A 25,546-nucleotide genomic window follows, 5' to 3' on the forward strand; every position below is an offset into this window, starting at 1 on the left:
TCTCCTGAGTAAGATATTGGCATCGGATCTAACAATAACTCCCTTCCCAGCCTACCGCAGTTTGTGGTTCAATTACCTGAAAATTGCTGTAAGTTGACACCAATGGCGACATGAGAGCCTTTGGCTATGGGCGCTCATGTTGCCCACCTCACAAGTAGTAGTAATTTATTTGTTGGAAGTCCCGAAAGCGATCGCGCGATCGCCTCTATAATTTTATAATCATAGCCCGTCAGAGCGTAGGCGTAGCCCGTCGTAGACATCGCACTTGCTCTAATCTAAATACAGTATTTCATTAATTTGTAGCAAATTAAATTTTGCAATCCCCTGCAATGCCAATGCATCGCTTTGCAATGCCAATGCATCGCCTTGCAATGCCAATGCGTTCCCCTGCATTAAAAACGCTACGCTTTTACGCAAAACTGTACTAAGAAACTGCATAAGCGTAGCCCGTGGTTGCGATCGCACATTCATATACTACAAATACTTCTGCAACAATAACCCTAACTTTTCCTTTGTCGCCGTTGGTACTTTATCCAACTGAGTCAAAATCGCATATTGCAACGCCGAATGCGCCTCACTCGGCGGCGGATTTTCACTCAAGCGCCGCACAGTTTCTTGAATCACCTTTTGAGCATTCACAGCATTCCGCAGCAAATTACCAATCACCATTTCCACCGTCACACTGTCATGGTCTGGATGCCAACAATCATAATCTGTCACCAGCGCTAAAGTTGAGTATGCAATTTCGGCTTCCCTTGCCAACTTCGCCTCTGGTAAATTCGTCATCCCAATGATTGTTGCACCCCAACTGCGGTAAAGATTCGATTCTGCCTTTGTGGAAAAAGCTGGCCCCTCCATGCACACATAAGTACCGCCGCGATGGAGAGTAACTTCTGCTAAATTGAGAGATGCGATCGCATCTGCCAACACAACAGCCAAATTCTTACAAATCGGATCACCAAAAGCAATATGAGCAACAATTCCTTCACCGAAAAAGGTTGAAATCCGATTTTTTGTTCTATCAATAAACTGATCTGGCACCACCATATCCAGTGGTTTCGCCTCTGCTTTCAAGGAACCCACAGCACTAGCTGAAATTAAATACTCCACACCCAATTGTTTCATCGCATAAATATTAGCGCGAAACGGTAACTCAGAGGGTAAAAGCGTATGATTGCGACCATGACGCGCCAAAAAAGCTACCCGTGTACCATCCAAAGTCCCCAGAATCAAAGCATCAGATGGTGAACCAAAAGGAGTCTCGACTCGCACCTCTTCGACATCTTTGAGCGCGTCCATTTTGTAAAGACCGCTACCACCAATAATCCCAATACTAGCTTGAGCCATGATTGTAAACCTGTTACTTGCTGATCTGCTAAGTTATTTTATCGAAAAGGGGAGTAGTAGGGGCAATACCCTGCGCATTGGTGTCAACTTAAGAAAAAATCTGCTTTGAGAAGGCGTTTTGCCCTCATCCCCTAACCCCTTCTCCCAAGTTGGGATTCGGGGAACTAGAGAATTTGCTCCCCTCTCCCAAAATTGCGAGAGGGGCTGTTCTTGTGAGGGTCAAACCTGGAAAGCTTGCCAAGTCTAACTTCTACGTTAAGTTGACACCAATGTACCCTGCGGGAAGCCTTCGTCTACATGAATTGCCCCTGAGCGCGTGTAGTTTTGCATCAGTTCTAATGTATACAAATGTTAAGTAGACGCATTCCTAAGCAGTGAGAGAAAGTAAGGGTTATACTTTTGGAAAAAGGCTTGTTTTAACCCCTGCTTTTAACATTTTTATAAATCAATGACTCTCAATTTTCGGTTTGCGGTAGTTAGCGACTTACACTTGGCACTTCCCCACACAATCTGGGATCATCCCAGTCGGTTTCATCTAGTGGAAGTCAGCATCTCAGCATTTAAAAGTGTACTAGAACATTTAATACAACTCGATTTAGATTTCTTGTTGTTACCAGGAGATTTAACTCAGCACGGTGAACCAGAGAACCACGCTTGGTTGCAACAATGTTTAGCCCAGCTACCTTTTCCTGTCTATGTTGTTCCTGGTAATCATGACGTTCCTGTGCTGTTGGCTTCGCAGCAATCAATTGCTTTTGCGGATTTTCCGTACTATTACACGAAGTTTGGCTATGACGATCCACAGCAGATGTACTACATTCGTCAGTTATTGCCTGGAGTTAAGCTGATTGGACTGAATTCTAACTCTTTTAATGAACAGGGTGAGCAAGTGGGGTGTTTGGATACCAAACAGCTACGGTGGTTAGAAGAGGTGCTGGCGGCATCTGGTGATGAATTAGTTCTAGTGATGGTGCATCATAATGTAGTGGAGCATTTGCCCAATCAATCGAGCCATCCACTGGCAAATCGCTATATGTTGGCGAATTCACCAGAACTGTTGCAATTGCTGAGGCGCTACGGAGTCAAGCTAGTATTTACTGGGCATTTGCACATTCAGGATATTGCTTACTCAGATGGAGTGTATGATATTACCACTGGTTCTTTAGTTAGCTATCCTCATCCTTATCGGGTGCTAGAGTTTCATCGGGATAACGAAGGTAAAGAATCGTTGCAAATTTTATCCCATCGGGTAGAGTCAGTGCCGGAGTTTCCCGACTTGCAACAGTCATCGCGGGAGTGGATGGGCGATCGCTCTTTCCCCTTTTTAATCAAGCTACTAACTCAGTCTCCATTAAACTTACCATTATCACAGGCCAAAAAATTAGCTCCTAGTTTGCGAGACTTTTGGTCAACTATTGCCGATGGGGATGCAGTATTAGATTACCCCAACTTTCCGCTAGAAGTGCGGCGTTACATTCAGACCTATAATGCATTGGCGCAGCCCAACTCAGATATAGCTCCTAGTGAAACTCTTACCCTGATTGATAATAACAGCACACTTTTGCTGGGTTAGGAGTGATCAGTAGCCTTCTTCATCCCTGCCATAATTCTCTGATCAAAAGTCACCTTGGCAGGGCTACTCCTGTACAGACGCGATTAATCGCGTCTCTCCAAACTCCTGTACAGACGCGATTAATCGCGTCTAATTACCGATATCTTCATTCCAAAGTTCGGGGTTAGTTTCAATAAACTTACTCATCATTTGTTCGCATTCGTCAAGATTAAGATCAATTACTTCCACACCGTGAGATACCATAAATTCTTTAGCACCAGGAAAAGTTCTCGATTCTCCAGCGATGACTTTTTTAATCCCAAATTGTACCACAGCCCCAGCGCACAGATAACACGGCATTAAAGTTGAATAGAGTGTTGTACCTCTGTAGCTGCCAACTCTCCCAGCATTGCGGAGACAATCGATTTCCGCGTGAGTGACAGGATCGCCATCTTGCACACGTTTATTGTGTCCTCTGCCAAGAATTTTACCATCCTTGACCAGAACCGAACCTATAGGAATACCACCTTCTTGTCTACCTTGTTTTGCTTCTTGAATTGCAGCTTCCATAAACTCATTCATTATTAATTCTCCTTTTATGTCAAAACAACTAGTATTAATGGATCACGATGGCGGTGTAGATGATTATCTAGCAACTATGCTGCTGTTGACAATGGATCATATTGAACTTCTTGGTGTTGTCGTCACTCCAGCAGATTGTTATATCCAACCGGCTGTTAGCGCCACACGTAAAATTATCGATTTGATGGGATTTTCTCATATCTCGGTTGCAGAAAGCACTGTGCGCGGTATCAATCCATTTCCTACTCTTTATCGCCGTGATTCATTTATCGTTGACCATCTCCCTATTCTCAATCAAAGCGAAACCATCATCACGCCTCTGGTTGCCGAAACAGGTCAAGATTTCATGATCAAGCTGTTGCAGGAGGCATCAAGCCCCGTAACGTTGATGGTAACGGGGCCGCTGACGACGGTTGCAGTGGCTTTAGACAAAGCACCAGAAATTGAAGCCAAGATTCACAAAATTGTTTGGATGGGGGGTGCGTTGAATGTTAGTGGTAATGTGGAAAAAAGTTTAGAACCAGGACAAGATGGTTCTGCCGAATGGAATGTTTATTGGGACGCAATTTCAGCAGCGCGGGTATGGCAAACCCAACTTGAAATTATTATGTGTCCTTTGGATTTAACTAACAATGTCCCAGTCACATCAGAATTAGTGCAAAAAATGGGGCGACAACGCCACTATCCCATCTCTGATTTAGCTGGACAATGTTATGCACTGGTTATCCCCCAAGATTATTATTTTTGGGATGTGCTGGCAACAGCTTATTTGGCACACCCGGAATTCTATCAGTTGCGCGAATGGGAAACTGAAATTATCACCACCGGTCTGAGTCAGGGGCGGACTAAAGTAGTTACTGGTGGTCGGAAAATTTATGCAATGGATAAAGTAGATAAAGAGGCTTTTTATGCTTATATATTGCAGCAATGGGCAAGATAAAAAACTTCAAGATTATCTTGCTAACCCACATGCTTATGATAATCAAGGATTGCTAGTGAATCCTCCTACCCTTGAAATACACTAAAAAATCATAAAGCGGCGTACAAAAGCACTACAAAAACAAATTGATAAACAGACAGGAGAATTTGAAAAAATAAACAATGTGTTACGAATACTAACAATTTCCTGCTTTTTCTTCCTGGCAGTGTCGGCACAAGAGAGTCCACAGGCTAATACAAATAAGGATTCGTCTTTGGTTGATAGTCAGAACAATTGATCGCTTCTTCTGTGTTGGCAATAGATGGGCGTACAGTACATTTAAGACGGTAATTGTCGGTAAAAAATTGGCAGCCAGTACAGGGAATTTGATGCATTTGCTTGGCTGTAGTCACAGTATCTCGCGCCGCCGCCCAGAGATTCAAAACAACGAGAATAATTACAGTCCAAGCAACGACAAAGCAAATCGGGATTAAGAAAGGTTGAATTGCATGAATCAGGAAAGATAGCAGTTTAAACACGGTATGTCTTAATACAAATTAGGAGTTAGAAGTATCCAGGACTTAGGCAAAAAAGTTCCGAAGTAGCGGTAATTTATGAATTACCGCTACGACAAATCAGGTTTTTGAGAGAATTTTGCGTAAGTGCTAGTATCTTAACTCCTAATTCCTAAGAAGTATTAGTTAAACGCCAGCATGACCCAGTGCTAAACCAGTGACGAGCATTCCTAGAACAAGGAATGGTTGGGCGCTGGCTTGGTACTTAACATCATTCTTCACGGGGTCCCGCAGAAAATACATATCCTGCAAGGTGATTTGTGGGATGATTAACAGTACTAGTATTGCTGCGTACAAATTCTCGTGGATGGTGACGAGATAAGCTGCGATCAATCCTTGAAAGACATCAATCGTCACTACACAAATCCAGGCCGCAGTGGTGATACCAAACATTACGGGTAATGACTGTAATCCTAGCTGACGATCGCCTTCTACACTCTTAAAATCATTGACAATGGCGATACCCAATCCAGCCAAGCTGTAAAACATTGTCAAAATTACAATTGTGGAATTGAGATCACCAAACAAAGCGTGTCCTGTAGACCAAGGTAGGGTAATATAGCTTGCACCCAAGGCGTAGCTGCCTAACCAGCCGTTTTGCTTGAGTTTCAGGGGAGGTGCAGAATAAATGTAGGCGATGAAAGCACCGATGATTGCGATCGCTGTAATTGTCGGGAATTCATCACCAGTCCACACATCTAGCACAAATGCCAAACTAATGCCAGCAATTAGTAATACCCAAATCTGAATAATTACCTGGGGTAGGGGAATTGCTCCAGAGGGAATCGGGCGATAGGGTTCATTGATCGCATCGATTTCGCGATCGTAGTAATCATTGAGGATTTGGGTGTAACCTGTCATCAATGGCCCAGCCAATAACATACAGGTTGCTACCTTCAACACATTTTCCAGTGTCCAAGTATAGTTACCAGAAGAAGCCGCACCACAGACGACGCCCCAAATTAGGGGAATCCAGGTAATCGGCTTCATTAGCTGCAAACGAATTTTCCAAATTGAAGTTTCCCCTGTCGCTGCACCTTTCATCCCCAACAGTTGCCTAGTTTTCGCGCTGCGATCGGCAGATGCGATGCCTGCGGCGGGCGGAGCCATCGCTTGCTCGTTGGGATTATTTATCACTGAGTCTAGCGCCTCAGATGGATTGGGATCTGGGGTAATGGGAGTTGATTCTGACATAAGATTTACGAGTTGTGATGCGTAAAGCCCCCGTCATTTATGCGGGGGATATAAGCGGATGGCTGAAATTTATTCAGCCGTTAATGGTAAGATATATATCCTGGGCAGGGCGTTGTCCAGTGGGCGAGGCAATGTAAGACGGGTATACCTGCAATTGCTGCTTGAACCCAGAATCCCCCCTCATTCATGCGGGGGAGTGCGTCAATGATTAATAGGGCATTGGGAATGGGGCATTGGGCAATTCAATTTTGGATTTTGGATTTTAGATTTTGGATTAAATTTCAATCTAAAATCTAAAATTCTTACTCCCCCATTCCCCACTCCCCACTCCCATAACTTAAAAGGAAATTATCAAATAATTATTCTGAAACTTTGCTCCAGCAACGGGTCTGCCACTCAGAGCCGGGGGTAAGGGAATATTCCGTCGCTGATCTCCTGCTTCTACTGTCACTTCTGGCCCGTATTGGGTGAGCTTGACTTGCTTTTTGTCAAAACTTGGCAAAAATAAGCGTACTTGACGATTGTGGATGTCTATCTCAATTGGTTTAGGAGCCTGTAACGCTTCTGCTTCAAAGTTGGGTAGGGCATCTATCAGTGGTTGCCAGTCACCTGTTGGCGAGTCGGGAATGACGCTCACTCTTAGGGGTATAAATTCCTCTGACAGGTTGACGTTTGTCTCACTCGACACAAGTAGAACACCACCGACAGTTAAACCGATTTGTTGAGCGCTACCCCACAAATAACGAGCATTTGCTACCTCAATGGGATCTCCTGTAGTCACCAAGAAAGCAGCCAAACGCTTGGGATCAGCAAGAGCGGTTCTCCCCTTTTCTAAGAAATTATTGACTTGATTAGTGGGCGCGGAAAAGTTATCTGCTGTCCAGTTGATATTGAAAAAGCTGCTAATTAGTGGTTGAATCAAGGGGGATTCCGTAATCGTCTTTCCCAAATCGGAGTTGACAAACAATTGCCGAAATCGCCGCACATACCAACTGAGAGATTCTGGTAAACCCAACATTCGCAACGTTAAAGAGTCACCCGTGCCATCGTAGACGATCGCATCATATTTGCCACTAGCATCATATTCGCGGATAGCATTCAGAGCGAGAGCGCTATCCATCCCCGGCAATACTACCAGCTCTTGACCAAAAACGTCTTTGAAGATAGGCGTGCGGAGATATTGCGCCTCAAGTTTCTTCGCTTCGTCCCAGTTGCGTTCTAGTAGTACAGATGCTTGAAACTGGACTGCTTGCAAATTGAGAGCAATTTCCTGGGGATCGGCAGCAATGGGAGTACCCAGCAGAATTGGTAATGCCGGTTCTGGATGTCCTGCTAGAAGTACGCGCTTGCCTTGACTTGCCAATAATTTGGCGGCGGCGATCGCAATTTTGGTACGAGCGGTGCCGCCTTTGCCCAAAAATGTCAATATTAGAGCCATTACTTGATTCCTATTTTCACCGCCTTTGTTTTTCAACTCCAACTTAGCACTCAATAAAGACTCTGAGCCTGTGCTTTCAAGTTCAGATATTAAGAAAAACCCGGTTCTGAGTTATTCCGACTACACAGGTTTGATTTCATCTTCAAAAAACCAAGTGGAAGAATTGTCTTCAAACAGTACTACTACACCGATTCCAGCACCATCGGTGACTTTGTAGCCTTGGATGATACCCACTTGTCCGAGTTTTTTCACAACCGGGGCAGAAACGCGATCGCGCAAACGAAATACTTTAACCTTTTGTCCGATTTCCATACCTGATTTCAAATAAACCAAGTCTCAGTGTAGCGGAATCCGTGACTCTGCTCTTAGAAATTCAGGGGAGATCAGGGAGAAAATTTCTAACTTCTAACTCCTGAGCTTACAGCTTAAAATAAAATCAACAACCAAACTCTTATATACCCATGTTTCTCACAGCGCAACACCGAAAAGCGATCGCAACGATTAGCGGAACGTTTGCGATCCTTAGGAGTTAATCCAGATAGCTTGAATTAAGCAACAAAGGTAGTAGTCATGTATCAAACAGATCCACCCCGTCCGCCACAAGAAACCATGCCTACAATGTATGATTTACCCAGTGAATTAGTAGGAGAATCAGGTTTGCCAGATGAATTTCATCGCATTCAGGCGGATTTACTCAGTGAGACTTGTCAGCCTCTGACTTATCCATCTGAGGAAATTTTGCTTGCTAGTGACTTAAATCTTTACTACGATCCCCGTCATCCTTTGTGGTACAAGCGTCCTGATTGGTACATGGTTTTAGGATTACCTAGTGCTAGCCAACAGCAAGACCTACGCTTAAGTTACGTAATTTGGCAAGAAGGGATTGATCCATTTTTAGTAGTTGAATTACTCTCACCAGGTACAGAACAAGAAGACTTAGGAAAAACACTGCGGGAAGTAAACCGACCCCCAACCAAGTGGGAAGTATATGAACAGATTTTACGGGTTCCCTACTACGTTATCTACGATCGCTACGAAAATTATTTGCGTGCCTTTCAACTCAGTGGCACTCGTTATGAAGCAATCCCCTTACCAGAAAACCGCTTCTTTTTGGCAGAGTTAGAGCTAGGATTGGGTCTTTGGCAAGGTTCTTACCAGCAGACTACAGGTTTGTGGTTGCGTTGGTATAACGCAGCAGGTTGGGTGCCGACACGAAGAGAACAAGCAGAACAAGAGCGCCAACGGGCTGATAAATTAGCCGAGTATTTGCGATCGCAAGGAATTGATCCAAACAACCTACCCTAGTAAAAGGTAGCCATGACTACAACCATCAAAATAGTTAATCCTAACATCGAATATCCCAGTTCCGACGGTGAACCATTGGCAGAATCATATTTACATCTCTACGCAATTCTCACCACACTGGAAGTAATAAAACAATACCTAGCCGGTAGACAAGCCACGGTTTTAGCAGACCAATTTCTCTACTATGCTCAAGGTTTTCCCAAATTAAGAGTTGCACCAGATGTGATGGTAATTTTTGATGTGCCGCCTGGGGGTCGGGATAGTTATAAAGTTTGGGAGGAAGGTCAAGTTCCCCAGGTGGTATTTGAAATGACTTCTCAAGGAACTCAAAAACAAGACCAAGAGCAAAAGAAAAATCTCTATGAACAATTAGGGATTTTAGAATATTGGTTATTTGACCCCAAGGGGGAATGGATTGAAGAAAAGTTAAAGGGATATAGGTTAGAGGGTGAAACTTACCAGTTAATTACCGATGGGATCACTCAACCTCTAGGATTAAGAGTGGCGGTGGAGGGGGAATTCTTGGGATTTTATCGTCTAGATAGGGGGGAGAAATTACTAACACCGACGGAGTTAGCTGAACAATTACAACAAGAACGTCAACGGGCTGATAGACTTGCAAAATATTTGCGATCGCTGGGAGTTGATCCGGAGAGCTTGAGTTAGGTAGATAGAGTAGCGCTTAGATCATCCAATGAGTAGACATCATGAAAAGGATTATATTTGACTTTTAAACATTTATATGATAATTTAACCATGCTGGTTTGTAGCACAGAGTTCTAGGAACAAATTGATAAATCAACTGGTCTTGTCAGGGTAGGGTGTGGTTAAGAGTATAAAAATCGTAACTAGTAACTTGTGCGTTTAACAGTGCTTTTTAAAATAAAGTTTTTAATGGTAGGCTAGTGCGGCAAAGTACGCTCTGATACTATAAAATTTCCGAATAACTTGTCTGTGGTGTGTGGTGGTTTTTAAGGATGATAATTTCGCTTAAAGATAATTCAACTTGGTTGCAGGTGCGGCGGTATTGGGAATTGCTGCACGTCTTGGTATCGCGTAACCTGAAAGTGCGCTACCGGGGGTCATTTTTAGGTGTATATTGGTCGCTGCTGAACCCCTTGATCATGACTGGTTTATATACGGCTATCTTTGGCGCGACTTTTGCATCCTATTATGGCAATTCCATAATGAACTATGTATTAGCAGCCTTTACAGGGTTGGTGGTCATCAATTTTTTCTCGGCTTCCACCTCCCAAGCATTGAGTAGTGTAGTTGGCAATGGCTCACTTCTGAATAAAATTCGTCTGCCAGTGAGTGTTTTTCCTCTATCGATGATTACAGCAAATGTATTTCAGTTCTCAGTAGGAACATTGCCCTTACTGGCGATTATGACTTTTCTTAATTCCAAGAGCCTAGTAAATGTGCTGGCGCTACTGTTTCCATTTTTGGCGCTAGTTTTAGTTTGTACGGGAGTTGGCTTTCTTGTAAGCGCTTTATACGTATTTTTTAGAGATTTACCTTATTTTTATGAGTTAGTTGTATTTGTGATTTGGCTCAGTAGTCCTATATTTTATCCAGCAGCTATTGTTCCACCGAAGGTAAGGCAGTTTTTAGGTTTAAATCCATTAGCACCGATTATTGAAAGTCTGCGTCAAATTACATTATCAGGATCTCCACCAGATTTAGGTTTAATTTGGGGCGCGTTACTTAGTGGCGTAATTATTTTGACCCTGGGATGGACTTGTTTTCATCTGTGGCGACATCAGTTTATGGATTTACTGTAAATGGAAGTAATTCGTTTGGATCATGTTTCGCTATGGAGAAGGACTCAAGAGGAGTTTTCTTATGACTTAAAGAAAACATTATTGTCTGTACTTGAGGGTAAATATCGCCAGCCTGCAAAGAAATTGGTATTAGACAAAATTAATTTAGTGGTCGAAAGGGGGGAAAAAATAGGTATTATTGGGGCTAATGGCTCTGGGAAATCAACACTTTTAAAGATAATTTCTAGCATTCTTCAACCAACGACTGGTTCGGTAAGAGTGCGAGGTCAAATTGCACCTTTGATTGAACTGGGAGCAGTTTTTGATGCAGAAATTTCTGTCATGGACAATATTCTGCTTTATGGTGTGTTGTTAGGTTTTTCTAGGAATGAGATGAAAGAAAGAGCGCATTCTATTTTGGAGTTTGCAGAATTGGAGGATTATGCTTTAGTTCCAGTTAAGGGTTTATCTTCGGGTATGGTTGCTCGTTTAGGTTTTTCTATCGCTACTGATGTACAGCCGGATATTTTGATTTTGGATGAGGTTTTATCGGTGGGGGATGAGAGTTTTAAGAATAAGTGTAAGCAACGTATGAATAAGTTTTGGGATGCCAAAGCTACTGTTTTAGTTGTTTCTCATTCAATGGATTTTATTAAACAGTCTTGTAATAAAGCAATTTGGTTACAGAAGGGTAATATAAAATTATCTGGAGAATCCAATGAAGTTGTAAAGTCTTATTTTGAAAGTGTTAATCAAAACTAAAGTGATTTTTGAAAAATGCTATACTAGAAAATCAAACCATTACTAATTGTAAATGTTTAATAGCTAATTTAAGAGTATTAATTTAGATCTGAAGAAAATAAATTAGAAATTAATGTAGGTGAATTAATGGAGAAAATTAGACTAGAAGTTGCTAATCGCAAGTCTTTATTTGCTACTAATCAAAGTATTTCAAATGAAATCATTACCAAAAATAGCAATTTTCAGTCCTAGTATTCTTGAAGGAGATGTATTTATTTACTAGGCTTAATTAATGTTTTCCCAAATTAAGAGTTTCACCAGATGTGAGAGTTTTCCTATGACTTAAAGAAAAGGCTTCTATCTGTTTTAGAGGGTAAATATCGTCAACCCGCAAAGAAATTAGTTTGAGATAATATTAAGTAGGTGGTTGAAAAAGAGGAAAATTAGGTATAATAAAAATAATGTATCCTTATTACTCAAAATTTCAGGTACAAGATGATTTAGGAAACGATAATTATTTTTCTAGTATCCTAAAACGAACACATACTACTCCAGAAGCCTATGCGTTACTCGAATTAATCAAAAACAATAGCATTTTTGGCTGGGGTACTGATCAAGAATGTCTACTTCAATATGGCTTAGGAAGATGGGGTTGTAAAGAAGGACTTATATTAGAAATAGGTAGTTTTAAAGGCCGTTCAACTATATGTTTTGCTAAAGGTGTGCAAGACGGTCAACGCGAGAGGGTCGTAGCAGTTGATCCCCACACTGGAGCACCACCTTGGTTTCCTGCCATTCCCTCATCATTTACACTCACAGAATTTGAGAATAACTTAAATATAGCTAATGTTCATCAAAATGTTACTACTTTAGTAACTAATAGTTTTCAAGCAGCAAAAATTTGGCCAGCTCTGCCTATAAGAATACTCTTTTTAGATGGAGACCACTCTTTTGAGGGACTTTTAGCAGATTACGAACAATGGATCGAAAAATTAGTAGTGGGAGGTACAATACTTATAGATGACGTGGATGAATTTGTTCATTTACCAGGAATACAACGTTTTGTGGAATCAGTAATTACTGAAGAAGCTTTCTCTGAAATCACAATAATTGATGGTATACTTGCAGCAACAAAAAAAGACTTAGGATTTTTAGGGCATCTTCAGCACCTCAAGAATTGTTTCAAACCAAGTTCATGCTATCTCCCTTTATGGGATGAGCGTCTAGAGCGTGAAAAAGCATTGCAAAAAGCTCAAACCTTAGCATCCACTGGTATTAGTTTCGCTACGGTTGAATCTGGAGTAGAGAAAAAATTATCTGCATTTGAATATGAATTAATTCAAAACTTCTATGTCTACAGTGCTAGTCAAGGAGTCAATGCGGTTCTTGTTGGACAAGATACCACCGAAGTAAGAGTCATACTTAAGGACGCTACTCAATTTGTAATAGAAGGTCAAATACAAGAAATAAAAGTTTGTGAGAATGATTGGGTGGCTAAAATTGAGAATATTAGCAAATATAGTGTATGTCCGCCAATTCGTTTACTTTACCTGGATTTGCCAGATTACAATAACTTGGGCTACATCTTAGATTTGTGGAGAAGTAAACTGACACCACATTCTGTAGTAATTGTCAGAAATATTTGTGAAAGCAATATTTTTAACATAAAACAAGAATTACAGACTCCACCTCTTAGAGGCATGGGTTCTTCAGAAAATATTTATTGGGCAATTTCGATGGAATCTGATGATAAAATTATCCATAGGTTTCAAAAGGAGAACACAATACTTAATTCGATAACTATACAATTAAACGCAGAAATTGCAGAAATTAACAAAGTGTGTGCGACATTAAACGAAGAAATTTCTACCTTTAAAAAATCTAATTTTTGGAAGCTAAGAGAAGTTTGGTTATCTGTTAAAAATTTGTTTTCAGGTACAGCAAATTAAGTGCGTTAATTGAGCGAGTATAAATAATAATCAATTTAGCAGAGGTGATATTAGAACAATGATGAAGAGTGAAAAAAATGATAAAGCCTTATTTTTTAGTTTATTACCTCTTCAGCAAACAGGAGGAGGCGAAACTTACACCCGAAATTGTGCTATTTCCATAGCTAATTCAGGGATAGAGTGTCATTTGATATCACCGACAGAATTTTCATTTATCTATACCAAGGACAAAAGTAGATTTGAAAGCTTGTTTGACAAAACCATATTTATTAGGGAAAAATCTTTCCAGGATCCTGCTCAAGAAAGTTTCGTAGAAATACTATCTACAATCCATGAATACAAATATGTATGGATACATCAGTATTTAGCAACTCCATTAGTTTTTGATATTCTGCTAGTGAACCACCCTGATCAAATCATTCTATTTACTAATCTTGGGTTTGAAGAAAATGCAGGAGATTTCTGGATTAGATATAACAGACTTCCGAATCATTTATTTGTAGAAATTTCTCAATACTCTGCCTCCAGAACCAAAAAACACACTCCTAATGTTGGTTATGTTTATGCAGGTGCTTGGAAAAAGAAATTAGAAAAATCTTTTTTTAAAATATTTCCTAAAAATCGGCAATTCGTATCTGTAGGTAGACTTCTACCTCATAAAGCATTTGAAATAGCTATTGATGCTTTATCTGACAATGATCATTTAGTTATCATAGGACCAGAATCTCAAGACAAACGCTATAAAAAATTTTTAGAAACCAAAATAAAAGGGAAAAACATAGACATTGTGGGTGAAGTTCCATCATCTGATAGAGATAATATTGTATCTCGATCTCTAGCTTTAATTGCTAACTCCTCATCAGTAACATACGATAACAAAGTATTTGAGCAGAGTGAACTTTTGGGGTTAGTACTTATTGAAGCTATTTTGAATAATACTTTACCTATTTCTTCTAGTCAACTTGCATTGAAAGAAGTTATGACTCTACTACAAATAGAAGAATTCATATATACAGAAAGAGAAACTCAATCTCTAAAAAGTAAAATGTTGTTTGTGCGCTCTTTAACTGCTGAGGAATATAGAGAGTTAGTAGAGAAAGCTAAAAAAATCATAGAACATCTTTTTTTGTGGGATAACTACTGGACACGAGTTCAACAGTTAATTGATGGAAATATGCGAACTACTGCTCCCTTTATGGAGTCTAATAATAAATAAAACGGTCTTATAGCCTCTGTTCCTTATATAGACTTAGTTTTTTTGTTTTAAGCTTTTGGAGCTTATCTATAAAATCCTGAACTTAATGCTTTAGCATAAGTGGACCGGTAGAACCAAAATATCTTTGCGGATGAACTTTATGCAAGAAAATAAAATCCTATTTATATCTAACATATTTCCACCTCATGTAAGAGGTGGTTATGAACTTGGTTGCCTTGAATTAGCAGAAAAGTATGGAGAATTAGGCTTTAAGGTAGTTGTTGCCACATCAGAAAATACTCCTGATTTGCAAAGATACCCAGACCCTAAGCATATTGATGTTAGACGAATATTTACTCCAGTTAAATATTACGACGATAAACATAATTTTCACTTTCAAGGTAACCCCATATATTTTTATGAAAAATTAATGGCGTTTGCTGGTTATATTGAGCATAACTGTATTGCTCTTAGGAGGCTAATAGAAATAGAACAGCCTAATTTAGTTTGGATATTTAACCCTTTGGGAATAGGTCCAATAGGTATATTAGATACAGTACTTTCTTGTAACGTTAAAGTTCTGATTCATCTAATGGAAAACATAGATGGGGTTATAGAGGAGAATAGTAGAATAATTAATCTCACCTCTAAATGGAAACAACTAAAATCCCAAGTAACAGCGATTTCTTGTTCTAAAAAAATATTTGCTTCTAGTCAATATTTAGGCCGATATAATTCTAACACAATTATATATAACTGGGTTAAATTATATGAATCCTATAACTATTTAGAAAATATAGTATCTACTGATCCAAAAAAAACAATAAAATCTTTAAAACATAAGGGAAAGCAAGATAAATTCAGGTTAGTCTACTTTGGTCAAATTGCAGAAAAAAAAGGTGTTGGTATACTTTACAATTTAGCTAAATATATAGCTAAATCTCCATATAAAGATAAAATCACTATAGATTTATTTGGCAGAGGAGAAAAAGATTTTGTTAATTGGTTAGAAAAGCAAATCACTCAAGATCAAAATCTGACTGATATTTTCGTTTTAAATGGTTTTATTAGTAAAGATAATCTACTAGAAAAGATAGGTCACTATGATATGGCGGTTTTTCCACTAAGTGATGATGAACCATTTGGATATGCACCAATTGAAGCTATGCTTACAGGAGTTCCTGTGATGATTACTAGCAAAACTGGAGCAAGCGAAATTTTAAAAGATCGGCATGATGTAATTTATATAAAAGATAGAAATAATACTCGACAATTTTATCAAAAATTAATTTGGTGCTTGGAAAATCCAGATATATTAGATTTAATCAGAAGCAACGCAATTACAACTATTAAACTCAATTGTGATTTAGAACATATAACTTTACCTGCTATTAATCAAGTCATAGACAGTATAACCCCTAGTAAAGGATATCCTTTTGAATATGTATTAGCATCTTGCGAACACCTTAAATATCCATACTTTGAATTAGATGTGAAAAACTATTTAAGCGGTGCAAGATATAAATTCATAGATAAAGCTGTAGATATATCTTACCGATTACCAATTATTAATAAGTTTTTGCGACATTTTGTGAAGCACCTCTTGCAATATCGTAGGAATAAACTTTAAAAACCTTTATTTATAATTTCTGAGTTATGGAGTCTTATAGTTTCTTATTAATTATCATAAAAACTAATTAAAAACAGATATTGTTAAATTACTATCTTTCATGTTTTGTTTATGTTCAAAGTTTTAATAGATATAACTCCCATAAGTGATAGGCCAAGTGGAGTTGCTTTTTACATTATTAATTTAATCTCTGCTTTAGATACTTTACAACAGCAAGAAAACTTTCAATTAGAAGTTATCTATCAGCCATCATTTAAGAACTGGATCTTAGGTAAATTCAATGTACCTAAATGTCTAAACCAAAATCTGTCATCCCTTTTTTTACCACTACCAGTCCGCATAACTAACCTGTTATTAAAATTAAAATTTCAGTCTAGTTTATCTTATTTTGAAAAATATTTTGGTTATCCTAATATTTTACATGGGACTAATTATTCAGTTTATCCATGCAAGCATAGTTTAAAAGTGATGACCATATACGACCTCGGTTTTATAAAATATCAAAATTATACAGATGCAGTTGTGAAAAATTATCTAGAACAAGTACAACGATGTCTCCAGTGGACAGACTTAGTTTTGACTATATCTAAAAGCTCTAAAAAAGATATTATAGAGTATTTAAAAGTAGACCCAGAAAAAATCCATGTAACCCCACTAGCTAGTCAATATCATTCTAATTACTTATCTAGCGAAATTACCCAAGAGCTAAAACAGCAAACTAGCTATGATTTTTCCAGGCCATATCTACTCTTTATCAGCACCATAGAACCAAGGAAAAATATCAATGCTATAATATCAGCATTTAATTTTTTAAAGAATAGATATAAAATAGAACATCAATTAGTATTGATTGGCAAAAAAGGATGGAACTACCAACCAATATTCACGGCTATTGAAAACTCACCTTGGAAAAATGAAATTCATCATCTCGACTACTTATCTAATGAATTAGTAGTATTATTTTACTCAATAGCAGATGTTTTTGTCTATCCTTCTCACTACGAAGGATTTGGTTTACCAGTTTTAGAAGCCATGACTTTAGGCGCTCCTGTCGTTACCTCTAATACTTCTTCAATTCCCGAAGTTACAGGAGATGCAGCTATACTAATTGATCCTGATGATTATATGCAATTAGCTGAAGCTATTCTGCAAGTAATTAGCGATTCTCAGCTACGACAAGATTTAATTAATAAAGGTAAAATAAGGGCAAATTTATTTTCCTGGGAAAGAACGGCAGAACAAACTTTAAAAGCTTATAGAAGTATTCTTTAATGCGGAAGTATTATCAACAAGGTCAGGTCTAAGAGTTATGAGGCTTATATAATCTATCTTTTAGCTGATTTCGTCCCACATTCAGAAAGTGTATATAATTAGTATCGAGGTTAATGTATGATGGAATTACAGGGAATTAATGTATTAGTAGATGGCTATAATTTGGAAATGGTTCAAGGGACAGGTATTAAAACTTATGGTGTGACTTTAATTAAAGCTTTAACATCTCTGGGAGTAAACGTAGATTTGTTATGCAGTCGTTATAGTAATAGTATTAGCTCTGTTTTAAATGAAGCTTTGTTTTTTGATAGACAAAATACTACTATTACTAGTAGAAAATCACAAGCTGAGAGTATTCTTTTTGCAGCTATTCAAGGTTTTCAGGAAGCAAAAGAAATTCCAGTCAGTGACTTTGTGATCAAACAAGATGGAGATTTTATTTTTGACTGTTTAGCAAGTTCTGGTAAGGTTTTTAATATTTATGACTGCTACAAACTAGCAAATAATTTATATAAATTGTTCCCAATTCAAACAAAATTAAGAATACCCAAAAAAATAGATATATGGCATACAAGTTATCCTATTCCTATTAAGATAAACAATGCAAAAAGAATTACAACAATTCATGATATAATACCATTGAAACTTCCTTATACTACTCTTGATGATAAAAAGTTCTTTTTTAATATTATAAATAATGCTATTAAACATTCTGAAATAATTTTAACAGTTTCAAAAACCACCAAGGAAGATATCTTACATCGTTTTGATATTCAACCGGAGAAAATTCACGTAACATATCAACCAATACCAATAATTGATAATTATAATTTAGTTGAAGCAGATATAATTCCCACTTTTTTGAAAAAATATAAACTTAAGTTTAAAAAGTACATTCTTTTTGTCGGAGCAATAGAACCAAAGAAAAATGTTGGAAGACTGATAGATGCGTATAGTGGACTAGATACTGATATGCAACTAGTAATTGTTGGGAAAAAAGGATGGTTATGGGAAGATGAAATCGGTAAATTAGAAGCAATTTTTGATCGAGGATTTACTAGAAAGGTAAAACTACTTGAATATGTACCCAAAAAAGATTTAATATATTTATACAAAGGTGCTTTCTGTTTTGTTTTTCCATCCTTATATGAAGGATTTGGTTTACCACCATTAGAAGCAATGTCCTTGGGATGTCCGGTAATAACTTCTAATGTTGCTTCTTTACCAGAAGTTTGTGGAGACGCTGCTATTTATGTAGATCCTTATAATTCTGATGATATTAGACAGGCAATTGAAAAGCTAATCAATAATCCTCAGATGAAAGCTCAACTCATAGAAGCAGGGAAGGAAAGAGTCAGATACTTTAATATGGAAAATTATGCTAAGAGATTATATGATGCTTATAGTTTAGTTATTTAAGCAGAAGTCATACACTATAAAAATTGAAGTCTATATGTATGAGCGAAGGACTGTAAATTAACACTCTCAAATTAGCTAGCAATGCCGCAGAATAATTGACACAAGCCCTCACCTGTCTGTAAAGTAAAAATCAAACGTTAACCCCATACTTATTCATTGATATCATTGTGTAAGTTCTATTAACTAAGATAATCCCTGAATTGAAGGAGCTAATTATGTCATTTCCAATCAATGATAAATACTGGGTAAACACAGCAGAATTTCTACAAAAAAATATTCAAGTCGGAAATAGTGTAGTAGCACCCGATGAATTTGAAGAGAAATTTACAGGTTTTATATCCTATGAGTCAATTATAGAAAGTTCATCTAATGATTTTCAATGGGTTATTATCCATAAGGGCATGATGGATAATCTAGAATATGCTTTTCTAAACAAAGTCGTAAATGAATATAATCCAGTTTTTGCTAATGAAGTTTTTGTCATTTTTACTAAACATACTTCTCTAGTTGCACTAAATTATAACTTTATTCACCTACGAAAATTTTGGGAAAAAATCAATTTACTGAATAACCAGTACGCTAAATTAAAAAATAGCTTACCAAAAGATTTACAAAATGAATCTGAAAAGAATGAAGTTTTTTCCAATATAAATATAAAAGACATCGCTTTATTGACACGTACAGAACTAGAATTAAATTGCCGTAAAATGTCTCAAACAGTTTATATAGGTAATGAAACTATATTATGTCGGGTTTTAGGTAAATATATATTTTATTGCGATGCGGAAGATACAGACATAATGCCTCACCTTGCTATAAATGGATATTGGGAATCTTGGATTACACAAGCAATGGCAAGGGTTTTAAAAAGAGGATGGAAGTGCATTGATATAGGTGCAAATCATGGTTATTACTCTGTACTTATGGGTGATGCCGTTGGTTCATCTGGTTTTGTTATAGCTGTTGAACCCAACCCACGAGTGGCTAGATTGCTAAAGCAGACAATAGAAATTAATGGGTTTGCTAAACAAGCGATAGTAATGCAAAAAGCAATTGCAGATGTGGATGGCCAAGCAGTGAAATTAGTTATTCCCAATGGTAAAGGGATAAATGGAACTATAGTGAAAGATGCAATAGGATCAGACAATGTTGTTGAAGTGGAAACAATTACTCTTGATAGCCTCACCACAGACTGGTCAAACGTTGACTTTGTTAAAATAGATGCTGAAGGTGCAGAAGAAATAATTTGGTGTGGAATGCGTGAAACTGTAAGAAAAAACAAAAATATAACTATAATTATGGAAGTTAAATGTTCACGCTGTCTTGATCCTAAGATGTTCATACAAGATATTCAAACATCTGGCTTTAAGCTACGTCATATTGACTACGATTCTCAAATTAAAAGCTTAACAGTTGAGCAGTGTCTAACTGAACGCCCTGAAGAAGACTGGATGTTATTTTTACAAAAGTGAGGTACTCCTCTATGCTTGGTTAATTCAACTATTAATCAACCTGTTTTTTGTTATTAATAATGCTGGGAAAAGACTAAAATTAAGCTTTATATAACAAACTAAAAAGCGAGTCGAAAATTATGTTTGATAAAATACGGCAAATCGTGAAAGCTATATGGAATCTATTAAGATTCTTCAAAAAGAATTACAACGTTGCTTATAAAAGTCAGGAAGTCCTGAATACAGTGAGAACAACAAATAATCAACAGCCTAACCTTACTTTTTTGAATGAAAGACTACTTTTCACAGCAGATGCTATACGTTTTAATATTAAAACTTTAGGCTATGAATATGCTCGCAGTTTGCGCGAGCAGTTGGCAATACCCAGTAATTTATCACCACAAAAAATCAACTTACAATCCAAGGCTTGTCAACAAAATGATATGGAATCAGATTGGTTTTTCTACTGGTGTCAACAGATTAAGATTCCTGTAGTATACCATCGAAAACTGTGGGAATTTTGCTATATTTTACAAGCATTATATGAATACGATTTACTTACTCCTGGACGTAAAGGTTTAGGTTTTGGTTGTGGTGAAGAACCTCTGCCAAGTATTCTTGCTGCTTATGATATTGCCATTACAGCTACAGATTTAGATCCAACAGCATCAGCAGCACAGGGTTGGATAGAAACTAAGCAAAATATGTCTTCTTTAGAAAAGATATTCCGTCCTGAGTTATGTACAAAAGAACTATTTACTAAAAATGTGAGTCTAAAGTATGTAGACATGAATGCTATTCCTGCTTATTTAGAAGGTAAATATGATTTTTGCTGGTCTGCTTGTGCATTAGAACATTTAGGTAGCATTCAAAATGGACTTCTGTTTATCGAAAACTCTCTAAAGACTCTAGTTCCGGGAGGAATAAGTATACAGACGACAGAATTTAATTATTTAGAAGAAGAAGAAACTATTGACAACTACGGAACAGTACTTTTTAGAAAAAAAGATTTTGAAGAAATTGCTCAAAAACTAATTGCCGCAGGACATCAAGTAGCACCCCTAGATTTTAATATTGGTTCTCGTGTGTTAGATAGATTTATTGATCTTCCTCCATACAACAGTAAAGTACATGAGTTAGCACAAGAAGCACATTTAAAATTATTAATTGATGGTTTTGCTTCCACATCTTTTGGTATGATAATCAGAAAAGCTGTCTAAGAATTCGCGGTTATTGAGTTCTCTTAGTATTCTCTAACTTTTTAATAATTTATGTAAAAATCATGATTTTACAAGCATTATAGGCAAATGAGCAAAAATTCTAAATGAATATAGTAAATAATATTTACTCTAATCAATTAATTATAAATTTATCCATTCTCTTTTGCCAAAAAACAGGCATAAGCAACTATGCAAAAAATCTTTTTCCCTATTTAAAAAACCTGCAACCTACGTTATTAACAGCAGAAAAATATCCTGAATTTGATTGCTATCGAGTTTCAGAGAACCTAAGTCCCGATCGAGGCACAAAAGGGCATTTTGATCGGCTTTTATGGACGCAATTTCAATTACCAAAAATCTATAAAAAACTCAAATCTAGCCTCTTATTCTCCCCCCTACCAGAAGCACCCCTTAATAGCAGTTGTCGCTTTGTCGTGATGTCTCATGACCTCACACCCCTACGTTTTCCCAAACGCTTTTCCCCACTGACGCCATACCATCGCTACTACATTCCCCAAGTACTCAAACAAGCCCAGCACATAATTTGTAACTCCCAAGCCACAGCTAAAGACATCACCGATTTTTACCAAATTCCCACCAGCAAAATTACTCCTATCCCCCTGGCACACGATCGCACTCACTTTTGCCCTCTGAACCTCCCCACTAGCAACTACTTTCTCTACGTTGGACGCCAAGATCCCTACAAAAACATCCAGCGACTCATCAGTGCTTTTGCTGCATTACCTAACTGCAAAGACTATGAACTATGGTTAGTCGGGCCAATTGATTCGCGTTACACCCCTACTTTAGAAGCGCAAGCAGAAGAACTAGGAATAACTAATCGAGTCAAGTTTTTGAACTATGTTCCTTACAGCGAATTGCCAAAAATCATCAATGAAGCGATCGCACTTGTTTTCCCCAGTCTCTGGGAAGGCTTTGGTTTACCTGTCCTGGAGGCAATGGCTTGTGGTACTCCCGTCATTACCTCCAATCTATCCTCCTTACCTGAAGTGGCTGGCGATGCGGCTATTTTGATCAATCCCTACAACACCGGAGAAATTACAGAGGCGATGCAGGCTGTTGCAACTGATTTGGAATTGCGATCGCGCCTTTCTAACCAAGGTATCACTCACTCTCAACAATTCAGTTGGGAAAAAACAGGAAAAGCAACAGCCGAAGTTTTATCCCGTTACTTATAAAAGATAAACTAACGCCATTTAAATGCAAGGATTTAGGATTTTGTCAAGATTTCAGATTATCTTGACTAATGACTCATAACTAATCCGAAATCCTGATGAAAGCATTAATTCTCTCTGGCGGTAAAGGTACACGCCTACGTCCCCTCACCTACAGTGGAGCAAAACAACTTGTACCAGTTGCTAATAAACCTGTTTTATGGTATGGGATTGAAGAAATGGTTGCTGCTGGTATTACTGATATTGGCATCATCATCAGCCCGGAAACTGGGGCAGAAGTCCAAGCGAAAACCGGAAATGGAGAATACTTTCGAGCAAACATCACCTACATCATTCAAAACCAACCACTTGGACTTGCCCACGCCGTGCAAGTCGCGCGTCCCTTTTTAGGAGATTCTCCCTTTGTCATGTACTTGGGCGATAACCTGATTCAACTAGGTGAGTTACGTTACTTTCTGCAACAATTTAGCCAACAACAGCCAGATGCTTTGATTCTCTTGCGTTCGGTTGACAATCCTAGCGCCTTTGGTGTAGCTCAGGTAGATGAAACAGGACGGGTATTACAGTTAATTGAAAAACCCAAAGTTCCTCCTTCAAATTTGGCATTGGTAGGGGTTTATTTCTTTTCTCACATCATCTTTGATGCGATCGCAAATATCCAACCTTCTAGCAGAGGTGAACTAGAAATCACTGATGCTATTCAATACCTCATTAATCAGGAAAAGCAAGTTTTAGCTTACAATCTCCAAGGTTGGTGGCTAGATACTGGTAAAAAAGATGACTTATTAGAAGCTAACCGATTAATTCTCGACACCTATCTGACAACATCAATTGTTGGCGAAGTCGATGCCCAAAGTCAGATTATTGGACGAGTCCAAATCGGTGCAAAATCTAAAGTAATTAACTGTACAATTCGAGGACCAGTAATCATTGGTAGCAATTGTTATTTAAAAAACTGCTTTATTGGCCCTTCTAGTAGTATTGCTAACAATGCCACACTCATTGATACCGATTTAGAAAACAGTGTAATTTTAGAAAGTGCTAAAATTGCCGGAATCCATCAGCGCATTATTGATAGCGTGATTGGACAACGCGCACAATTGACTATTGCACCCCGTCGCCCCAAAGCCTTGCGATTTCTGATTGGTGATGACTGTCAAATTGAACTAACGTGATTTACTGATTAAAAAGAGGACAAGCGATCGTCAAAGGTTGAACACAGTGCCTGTAAAATATAAATGCAAAATTCATTTCATAATCAGAACACTGCGGCACATCCTATAAATAATATTAATGAGCATTGTACATACCAAAATTCCCGAAGTTCTACAATTTCAACCCCAAGTATTTGCAGACGATCGCGGTTTCTTTTTTGAAGCTTACAACGATCAAAAATTTGTTCAACAGACAGGTATTGTTACGAACTTCGTCCAAGATAACCACTCTTACTCCAAACAAAACGTCCTGCGTGGGCTGCACTACCAAATTCAACAACCCCAAGGTAAACTCATCCGGGCTGTTGTCGGCACTATCTTTGACGTAGCCGTAGATATTAGAAAAAGCTCTCCTACTTTTGGTAAGTGGGTGGGTTCTGAACTCAGTGCTGAGAATAAGCGCCTACTGTGGATACCGCCAGGTTTTGCTCACGGCTTCCTCGTGCTTTCAGAAATAGCTGAAGTTCTCTACAAAACTACAGATTACTACACACCCCAAAGCGATCGCACAATCCTATGGAACGATCCAGATTTAGCTATAGATTGGCCCCTGAGTCTGCCACCAATTTTATCAGTTAAAGACCAAGCAGGTAAACCTTTGAGAACTGCTGAAATATTTGATTAAGCTTGATGATTGCATTAGGTTCAAGAACTAATCAGGATGAGTAAATCAATTCTACTAATTGGTAATAATGGTCAATTGGGTAAGGAACTTCAACAAATTCTCCCAGACTACGGGAATATTATCTCAGTAGCACGCCCGACAGTAGACCTTGCCCAACCCGATACCCTCCGCAACGTTATCAGATCCAAGCAACCGCAAATCATCATTAACGCTGCGGCTTACACTGCTGTAGACAAAGCCGAAAGCGAAGCCGAACTTGCTAGTGCTATTAATGCGACTGCACCCCTAATAATTGCCCAAGAAAGCCAAAAATTAGGAGCTTTTCTAATTCATATTTCGACCGATTATGTTTTTGATGGCAATGGGTGTAGACCTTATCAGGAAACTTACACAACTAATCCCTTGAGTGTTTATGGTAAAACCAAACTTGCTGGAGAAGAAGCAATTCGGGAAACTTGCACCTATCACCTCATCCTCCGCACTGCTTGGGTTTATGGAATTTTTGGTAAAAGTAACTTTGTCAAAACCATGCTGCGACTAGGTGCAGAACGCCAAGAACTCCGTGTTGTCGCCGATCAAATTGGTAGCCCGACTTGGGCGCAAGATATAGCCATAGTCATAGCTGAGATCATTCCCCAGTTAACTCCAAAAATTAGCGGCACTTATCACTACACTAATAGCGGCGTCGCTAGCTGGTATGACTTTGCAGTTGCCATTTTTGAAGAAGCCCAACAGCTAGGCTTCCCTTTGAAAGTTGAGCGTATTGTCCCCATTACAACTGCCGAATATCCCACACCAGCCCGTCGCCCTGCCTATTCCGTTCTTGCTTGTGAAAAAATTTCCGCAATTTTAGGGACTTATCCCCCCCATTGGCGACAAAGACTTCGACAAATGCTCACAGATTTGAAAATAGGGAATGGGGCATAGGGCATTGTTGATTAAGGAATAAGAATTAAATA

At 38.3% G+C, this 25,546-nt stretch carries 25 protein-coding genes and 1 pseudogene; 18 read left to right on the forward strand and 8 right to left on the reverse strand.

The window, feature by feature from the left end:
- Positions 1-134: 134 nt before the first annotated feature.
- From ACYTXL_RS33105 to ACYTXL_RS33115, 3 genes are read right to left on the reverse strand one after another with little or no spacing between them, the layout of a single operon-like run.
- Positions 135-260: a hypothetical protein gene (locus ACYTXL_RS33105; protein ID WP_461928282.1), complete on the reverse strand. Its 126-nt coding sequence runs from the start codon at positions 258-260 to the stop codon at positions 135-137.
- Positions 261-270: 10 nt separating this feature from the next.
- Positions 271-438 carry a hypothetical protein gene (locus ACYTXL_RS33110; protein WP_461928283.1) on the reverse strand — a complete coding sequence of 56 codons (168 nt, stop codon included), beginning with the start codon at positions 436-438 and terminating at the stop codon, positions 271-273.
- Between the two features lie 36 nt (positions 439-474).
- Positions 475-1,347 carry an S-methyl-5'-thioadenosine phosphorylase gene (locus ACYTXL_RS33115; RefSeq protein ID WP_461928284.1) on the reverse strand — a complete coding sequence of 291 codons (873 nt, stop codon included), beginning with the start codon at positions 1,345-1,347 and terminating at the stop codon, positions 475-477.
- Positions 1,348-1,795: 448 nt separating this feature from the next.
- Between ACYTXL_RS33115 and ACYTXL_RS33120 the strand changes: the two genes are divergently transcribed.
- Entirely contained in the window at positions 1,796-2,920 is a 1,125-nt protein-coding gene (locus ACYTXL_RS33120) for a metallophosphoesterase family protein (RefSeq protein WP_461928285.1), read from the forward strand.
- Positions 2,921-3,049: 129 nt separating this feature from the next.
- Here the strand turns inward: ACYTXL_RS33120 and ACYTXL_RS33125 are convergent, their stop codons facing one another.
- Positions 3,050-3,481: a nucleoside deaminase gene (locus ACYTXL_RS33125; RefSeq protein ID WP_461928286.1), complete on the reverse strand. Its 432-nt coding sequence runs from the start codon at positions 3,479-3,481 to the stop codon at positions 3,050-3,052.
- Between the two features lie 16 nt (positions 3,482-3,497).
- Between ACYTXL_RS33125 and ACYTXL_RS33130 the strand changes: the two genes are divergently transcribed.
- Positions 3,498-4,421: a nucleoside hydrolase gene (locus ACYTXL_RS33130; protein ID WP_461928287.1), complete on the forward strand. Its 924-nt coding sequence runs from the start codon at positions 3,498-3,500 to the stop codon at positions 4,419-4,421.
- 230 nt (positions 4,422-4,651) lie between these two features.
- Here the strand turns inward: ACYTXL_RS33130 and ACYTXL_RS33135 are convergent, their stop codons facing one another.
- The 4 genes from ACYTXL_RS33135 to petP form a co-directional block, all read right to left on the reverse strand.
- The gene (locus ACYTXL_RS33135) at positions 4,652-4,939 is read right to left on the reverse strand and encodes a hypothetical protein (RefSeq protein WP_461928288.1); all 288 of its coding nucleotides are present in this window, start codon (positions 4,937-4,939) and stop codon (positions 4,652-4,654) included.
- A 162-nt stretch (positions 4,940-5,101) separates the two neighbouring features.
- Positions 5,102-6,169, reverse strand: coding sequence for a chlorophyll synthase ChlG (gene chlG / locus ACYTXL_RS33140; RefSeq protein WP_461928289.1), 1,068 nt, complete (start codon positions 6,167-6,169; stop codon positions 5,102-5,104).
- Positions 6,170-6,506: 337 nt separating this feature from the next.
- On the reverse strand, positions 6,507-7,607 hold the full coding sequence (locus tag ACYTXL_RS33145) for a Get3/ArsA fold putative tail anchor-mediating ATPase NosAFP (RefSeq protein WP_461928290.1): 1,101 nt from the start codon (positions 7,605-7,607) through the stop codon (positions 6,507-6,509).
- A 120-nt stretch (positions 7,608-7,727) separates the two neighbouring features.
- Positions 7,728-7,919, reverse strand: a complete 192-nt coding sequence (gene petP, locus ACYTXL_RS33150) for a cytochrome b6f subunit PetP (RefSeq protein WP_461928291.1) — start codon at positions 7,917-7,919, stop codon at positions 7,728-7,730.
- Positions 7,920-8,177: 258 nt separating this feature from the next.
- Between petP and ACYTXL_RS33155 the strand changes: the two genes are divergently transcribed.
- The 16 genes and pseudogenes from ACYTXL_RS33155 to rfbD all read left to right on the forward strand — a co-directional run bounded on the left by ACYTXL_RS33155 (position 8,178) and on the right by rfbD (position 25,514).
- Complete coding sequence (locus ACYTXL_RS33155) at positions 8,178-8,912, forward strand: Uma2 family endonuclease (RefSeq protein ID WP_461928292.1); 735 nt, start codon at positions 8,178-8,180, stop codon at positions 8,910-8,912.
- Positions 8,913-8,924: 12 nt separating this feature from the next.
- Positions 8,925-9,578, forward strand: coding sequence for a Uma2 family endonuclease (locus ACYTXL_RS33160; protein ID WP_461928293.1), 654 nt, complete (start codon positions 8,925-8,927; stop codon positions 9,576-9,578).
- Positions 9,579-9,889: 311 nt separating this feature from the next.
- Positions 9,890-10,696 (forward strand): ABC transporter permease, encoded by an 807-nt coding sequence (locus ACYTXL_RS33165; protein ID WP_461928294.1) that lies wholly within the window; start codon positions 9,890-9,892, stop codon positions 10,694-10,696.
- Positions 10,697-11,437, forward strand: a complete 741-nt coding sequence (locus tag ACYTXL_RS33170; RefSeq protein ID WP_461928295.1) for an ABC transporter ATP-binding protein — start codon at positions 10,697-10,699, stop codon at positions 11,435-11,437.
- Positions 11,438-11,743: 306 nt separating this feature from the next.
- Positions 11,744-11,821 (forward strand): annotated as a pseudogene (locus tag ACYTXL_RS33175) (ABC transporter ATP-binding protein); the annotation flags it as partial.
- Positions 11,822-11,877: 56 nt separating this feature from the next.
- Positions 11,878-13,365, forward strand: a complete 1,488-nt coding sequence (locus tag ACYTXL_RS33180) for a class I SAM-dependent methyltransferase (RefSeq protein ID WP_461928296.1) — start codon at positions 11,878-11,880, stop codon at positions 13,363-13,365.
- 58 nt (positions 13,366-13,423) lie between these two features.
- Positions 13,424-14,581 carry a glycosyltransferase gene (locus ACYTXL_RS33185; protein ID WP_461928297.1) on the forward strand — a complete coding sequence of 386 codons (1,158 nt, stop codon included), beginning with the start codon at positions 13,424-13,426 and terminating at the stop codon, positions 14,579-14,581.
- Between the two features lie 139 nt (positions 14,582-14,720).
- Positions 14,721-16,190, forward strand: a complete 1,470-nt coding sequence (locus ACYTXL_RS33190; protein WP_461928298.1) for a glycosyltransferase family 4 protein — start codon at positions 14,721-14,723, stop codon at positions 16,188-16,190.
- A 111-nt stretch (positions 16,191-16,301) separates the two neighbouring features.
- Entirely contained in the window at positions 16,302-17,462 is a 1,161-nt protein-coding gene (locus tag ACYTXL_RS33195; RefSeq protein ID WP_461928299.1) for a glycosyltransferase family 4 protein, read from the forward strand.
- Positions 17,463-17,579: 117 nt separating this feature from the next.
- A complete protein-coding gene (locus tag ACYTXL_RS33200; protein WP_461928300.1) occupies positions 17,580-18,881 on the forward strand; it encodes a glycosyltransferase family 4 protein in 1,302 nt (433 codons plus the stop codon).
- A 215-nt stretch (positions 18,882-19,096) separates the two neighbouring features.
- Complete coding sequence (locus ACYTXL_RS33205) at positions 19,097-20,353, forward strand: FkbM family methyltransferase (protein ID WP_461928301.1); 1,257 nt, start codon at positions 19,097-19,099, stop codon at positions 20,351-20,353.
- A gap of 119 nt (positions 20,354-20,472) precedes the next feature.
- Complete coding sequence (locus tag ACYTXL_RS33210; RefSeq protein ID WP_461928302.1) at positions 20,473-21,552, forward strand: class I SAM-dependent methyltransferase; 1,080 nt, start codon at positions 20,473-20,475, stop codon at positions 21,550-21,552.
- A 104-nt stretch (positions 21,553-21,656) separates the two neighbouring features.
- Positions 21,657-22,751 carry a glycosyltransferase family 4 protein gene (locus tag ACYTXL_RS33215; RefSeq protein ID WP_461928303.1) on the forward strand — a complete coding sequence of 365 codons (1,095 nt, stop codon included), beginning with the start codon at positions 21,657-21,659 and terminating at the stop codon, positions 22,749-22,751.
- Positions 22,752-22,846: 95 nt separating this feature from the next.
- Positions 22,847-23,923, forward strand: coding sequence for a glucose-1-phosphate thymidylyltransferase (locus tag ACYTXL_RS33220; RefSeq protein ID WP_461928304.1), 1,077 nt, complete (start codon positions 22,847-22,849; stop codon positions 23,921-23,923).
- Positions 23,924-24,041: 118 nt separating this feature from the next.
- Entirely contained in the window at positions 24,042-24,587 is a 546-nt protein-coding gene (rfbC, locus tag ACYTXL_RS33225; RefSeq protein WP_461928305.1) for a dTDP-4-dehydrorhamnose 3,5-epimerase, read from the forward strand.
- 36 nt (positions 24,588-24,623) lie between these two features.
- A complete protein-coding gene (rfbD, locus tag ACYTXL_RS33230; RefSeq protein WP_461928306.1) occupies positions 24,624-25,514 on the forward strand; it encodes a dTDP-4-dehydrorhamnose reductase in 891 nt (296 codons plus the stop codon).
- The last annotated feature ends 32 nt before the right edge of the window (positions 25,515-25,546 follow it).

This window comes from Nostoc sp. (assembly GCF_054880495.1).